The following is a 5127-nucleotide window of genomic DNA, read 5'->3' on the forward strand; positions in this document are numbered from 1 at the left end:
AAACAAAAAATGAAAATACCAATTTGGGATAGCCCAATTGATATTTTCATCTAATTTGTCAACAATCTGAAGAGGCATCCGCCTCTTTTATTTTGCCTGGAATTGTTTTCTATAGTCTGCAGGAAAACCACCAAAATAAGCATTAAACTTCTTATAGAAGTAGTTTAAATTAGAAAAACCACTCTCCTGTGCAATAAGATAAATAGGTTTATCAGTATTGATAAGTTCTTTTCCTACTGCTTCCATACGATAATAGTTTACTAACTTCTTAAAGGTATAGCCTGTTGCTTTTTGAATAGCGCGTGAAAGATAATCAGGATTATAGCCGAACTTCTCTGCTGTTTCCATAAGAGTACAATCCCGATAATGTTGTTCTATGTATTGAATTATTTCTGTCATGTAGCCCTTATTATTTTCTTTAAATTGTTGTTCCATATTCATCTGATATCTTTGAGCCATTTTTATAAAAAGAAGTGAAAAATAGGAATCAAGAATAGATATTGCAAACAAAGAAGGATCTAAATACTCGCACAAAATCATTTCTATAAGCCACACTACATAATCATGATCATCTTCTCTATTATTAAAAATAATATAATCATTATGCTGTGCTTTCTGATCAATAATATTTGTCAGGAAAGTTACAATTGGGTTTACTGAAGAAAATTTACTAATAAATGAGTCACTAAAATAAGAGCGATCCATTTGAAAGTTGAAGATAATATCATTTTCTGTAGGCATTAAGACTGTATGCTTTGAATTAACATCTAAAAGAATCATATCCCCTGCATGAAGTATCACTTCTTTATCATTTACAATTGCATAACAATGTCCAGAATAGACATATTTCATTTCTACATAGCTTCTTGTATGTAGTGGCACAAATGAATATCTTGTCTGTTTTGAACAATAAATCGGAAAAGCAAGAACTTCATCTGTTATTATCTGCCCATCATAAAATAAAGTATGTTTTTCTTTTGTGGTTTGATATCTATCAATTGTGAATTGAACTATTTTTTCATCATCTTTATTAATATGCTTTTCAATATAGTCATCTGAATGGTTTGGGTGACTTTTATAATATTGTTCTTTTTTGGTTAGTGGAGTAATCCTACTTCTTAATTCTTCTATTTTCATTATTATCACCTATTCTAACTAGAACATCGGTTTTTGACAGTCTGCAAGTGTGTTTATGATATTTTAATCGCTTTCACAAAACATTATGATAAGCATGTAAGTTAACTTAACAAATATCAATTTTGGAGGAAAGAAAAATGGCAAAGGATTATACTTCTTTAGCTAAAAAGATTGTAGAAAATGTCGGTGGAGAAAATAATGTGATCTCACTTGTACATTGTGCAACAAGATTGAGATTTAAGCTTATTGATGAAGATAAAGTTAATATGGATGTTTTAAAACAGACTGAAGGTGTTATTACTGTAATGAAAGCAGGAGGACAGGTTCAGGTTGTTATTGGAAATAAGGTAGATACTGTCTATGATGCAGTACTTAGCTGTACAAATATTAATGCTGGTAACAGCGAAGAAATGGAAGACACAGGAAACAAAAACCTTCTTAATACTCTATTAGAGACAATTTCTGGTATCTTCTCACCAATGCTTGGTGTTATGTGTGGTGCCGGTATGTTGAAGGCATTACTTATTCTATGCACTACATTGAATATACTAACTGCTGATATGGGAACATACAAAATTCTTTATGCAGCTGCAGATAGTGTGTTTAATTTTATGCCAATTATCTTAGGTTATACAGCTGCAAAGAAGTTTAAATGTAATCCATTTATTGCGATGTCTATTGCGATGTCACTTCTTTATCCAACTATGACTGCCGCATACTCAGAAGGTACGAAATTGACATTCCTTACAATACCAGTGACTCTTGTAAGCTATGCTTCTTCTGTCATGCCAATCATTATTTCTGTATATGTTCAAAGCAAATTAGAAAAGCTATTAAAGAAGATTATTCCAGAAGTATGTAAGTTATTCTTAACACCATTATTAGAACTTTCCATTATGGTACCTGCTACTTTCTTAGTTATCGGTCCAATCATGGATAAGTTTGGTAAATTACTTGCATCAGGTTATACAGCTATTATGGGATTCAACCCTATTATTGCTGGAGGATTTGTCGGTTTGATCTGGCCTGCAGCCATTATCTTTGGGCTTCATTGGGGCTTTGTACCTATCGTCATGAATAATATCGCAACTTACGGTAGAGATACATTATTCGTTATTACTGGACCTAACAACATGGCTCAGGCTGGTGCAGCACTAGGCGTATTCTTAAAAACTAAAAATAAGAAATTAAAAGAATTATCAGGTTCTGCTGCATTCTCTGCAGTTCTTGCAGGTATTACAGAACCAGCCATTTATGGTGTTACACTACCTTACAAGAGACCATTTGCGATTGCTGCTGTATTTTCATCTATTGCCGGTATGATTGTCGCTGCTGCTGGTACTAGCTGCCCTACTTTACTTGGTACATCTATTTTAAGTCTTCCTGGATATATTGGTCCTGGTTTTGTCGGTTTTGTGATTGCTTGTGCGATTGCTTATTTTGGTTCAGCCATTTGTACTTATTTATTTGGTTTTAATGATTCTATGCTTCCACAAAACAAAGTTGAAGCAAAAGAAGAAACTACTTTAAAAGATGAAACAATCAGTTCTCCTGCTACTGGTGAGATGATTCCCTTAGAAGATGTGAATGATCCTATCTTTTCTTCAAAAGCGATGGGTGAAGGTGTTGCTTTTAAATTAACCGATGGTCATATCTACTCTCCTGTTGATGGTAAAATCATTATGGCTGCCAAGACAGGCCATGCAGTTGGATTAAAGTCTAATAACGGCGCTGAAGTACTTATTCATATTGGTATGGATACTGTAAATATGAATGGTGAAGGATTTAATGTCTTGGTCAAAGAAGGACAGAAAGTAAGTGTTGGTGATTTACTTGTTGAAGCTGATCTAGAAGCTATCGAGAAAGCTGGTTATGATAATGTAACTCCTGTCATTATTACTAATACTACTGAATATAAAGAAATTGTTCCTGCATCTTATGGTGCTAAGACTGCAAAAGAAGAAATCATTGAAGTAAGAGCTGGTAAATAATTATGTTAAACCCTATTAGAACAATCATCACTCAGGATGCTGAAGTAGATGATCAGAACTCATTAAGACATATTCTCCTTTATGCCAATGATATAGAAATACAGGGTATCGTACAGACCTCATCCATCTTTCATTGGAAAGGACAACCAGGAAAGACTGGGCCAAGTGATAAGGCTGATTATGGTCAGCCTTATCGCTGGACTGGTATAAAATGGATGCAGGACGTAATGGATGATTATGCTGTAGACTATAAACATCTTGTGACTCATGATGCCAACTACCCTTCTCCTGATCATTTAAGGAATCTTATTAAAGTCGGAAATATTGGATATCCAGGAGAAATGGATGCTTCTACACCAGGCTCAGAATTAATTAGAGAAAAAATATTAGATGATGATCCTAGACCACTTTATATTCAAGTTTGGGGTGGTACTAATACAATTGCCCGTGCTCTTTATGATATTGAGCAGGAATATAAAGATGATGAGAACTGGTTATCAATCAAAGAAAAAATAGAAAAGAAAGTTATTTTAACTGCCTGTGGTGAACAGGATAATACGTATCAGAACTATATTTCAGAAGTTTATCCAAACATTCAGTTTGTGAAATGTGTGATGATGAACAGTTATGGATACGGCTGGAATAATATGCCCGAAGGAAGCAGTAAAGAGACTCTTAGAGCTGATTTCATGAAAGAACATATTCTTAATAAGGGTGCTTTAATGAGTGGTTACGCTACCTGGGCTGATGATAAGTATTATGAAGGTGAAGAAAATAGATCACAATTTGGTTCAAACAAGAGTCTTCTTGTTGACTGGTGGGGAAAGAAATATGGTATGGGTACACATATTCCTTATGATTTCTTATCTGAAGGTGATTCCCCTACTTTCTTCTGTTTACTGCCATGGGGGTTAAGATGTCTTGAAGATTTCTCATATGGAGGATTATCTGGAAGATATATAAAAGATAATACTAAGAAGAATTCTAAGGGAATTACTTTAAATTATTGGAATCCTGTAGAAGACCTCTATATTGATAAATATACAGAATCTATGTGGTATTATGTTTCTTCTATTCAAAGAGATCTTGCAGCAAGAGCCTCTTGGTGTATCACCGATGATAAAGAAGAAGCGCCTGTACTAGCTATCCAGGAATCTCTTGACATGAAAGCTGATAAAGGTACAACTGTAGAGCTTCATATAAATAAAGAAGAACATGTACTCTATAAAACAAAGTATTATAAAGATGCTTCTAGTTATAAAGGAAATGTTTCTGTTAGTTTAGATGATTCTATCAAGATTGAAATTCCTGATGATGTAAAAACAAATGATATCCTTCATATCATTATTGAAGCAACTAACGATTATAAGCACAAGATTTCACGATTCACACAAATTATTATCAAAATCAATTAAAAAGTGAGCTGTAACATATGCGTTACAGCTCATTTTTTAGTCTATTCTTTCAAATACCATTGTTGCCTGAATCTTATCTCCTCCAAGGAATCCTTTTGATCCAGAAGATGAAGTAGAAATAGTATGTAACTTCTGACTACTCCCACGGGCAAGCCCGTGGGATTCTGATTGCCAAGTGTAGCTTGTAATCGTACATCATTTTCAGACTTTGGAGTTACAAGTGTAAATCTATTTGAACCAGAACTTTCATTACCAAGCAGTCCAGCGAGCACATTAACGGTAAATTTCTATCTTGCGATATGGAAGTATAATCAATCTCCCTGATGTTTATTTTATGCTATTTTGATTCCACTATTCAATACTTTGATTCTATTAGTCACAATTCTTTCAATTAAGGCTTCTTCCTTACTGTAACACTTTTCAAATTCTAAAATACATCTGTCTCTATCTATATTCTTAATCCTGTAATCATAGCAATTCGAAATATGCTTCCTTGAGTGAAATAGGCATAGGTGTAGCTCTTACCATTTCATTACTGAAAGGCTCAGTATCCATCATCATTCTTAGAATCTCAGATGCCATTT

The 5127-nt window shown here is 33.9% G+C and carries 3 protein-coding genes; 2 read left to right on the top strand and 1 reads right to left on the bottom strand.

Annotation, left to right across the window (positions count from 1 at the left end; all coding sequences use genetic code 11):
• Positions 1–87: 87 nt before the first annotated feature.
• On the bottom strand, positions 88–1137 hold the full coding sequence (locus ACFOZZ_RS08875; RefSeq protein WP_376815095.1) for an AraC family transcriptional regulator: 1050 nt from the start codon (positions 1135–1137) through the stop codon (positions 88–90).
• Positions 1138–1274: 137 nt separating this feature from the next.
• Between ACFOZZ_RS08875 and ACFOZZ_RS08880 the strand changes: the two genes are divergently transcribed.
• Complete coding sequence (locus ACFOZZ_RS08880) at positions 1275–3128, top strand: beta-glucoside-specific PTS transporter subunit IIABC (RefSeq protein WP_376815096.1); 1854 nt, start codon at positions 1275–1277, stop codon at positions 3126–3128.
• A 2-nt stretch (positions 3129–3130) separates the two neighbouring features.
• Positions 3131–4543 (top strand): DUF1593 domain-containing protein, encoded by a 1413-nt coding sequence (locus ACFOZZ_RS08885; protein ID WP_376815097.1) that lies wholly within the window; start codon positions 3131–3133, stop codon positions 4541–4543.
• The last annotated feature ends 584 nt before the right edge of the window (positions 4544–5127 follow it).

Origin of the sequence: Catenibacterium sp. GCM10023432 (assembly GCF_042651925.1) — a bacterium.
GTDB lineage: Bacteria > Bacillota_I > Bacilli_A > Erysipelotrichales > Coprobacillaceae > Catenibacterium > Catenibacterium mitsuoka.

Bases quoted from the DNA above. Each gene is read 5' to 3' on its own strand.
- ACFOZZ_RS08880 (WP_376815096.1), top strand. From the start codon at position 1,275: ATGGCAAAGGATTATACTTCTTTAGCTAAAAAGATTGTAGAAAATGTC.
- ACFOZZ_RS08885 (WP_376815097.1), top strand. From the start codon at position 3,131: ATGTTAAACCCTATTAGAACAATCATCACTCAGGATGCTGAAGTAGAT.
- ACFOZZ_RS08875 (WP_376815095.1), bottom strand. From the start codon at position 1,137: ATGAAAATAGAAGAATTAAGAAGTAGGATTACTCCACTAACCAAAAAA.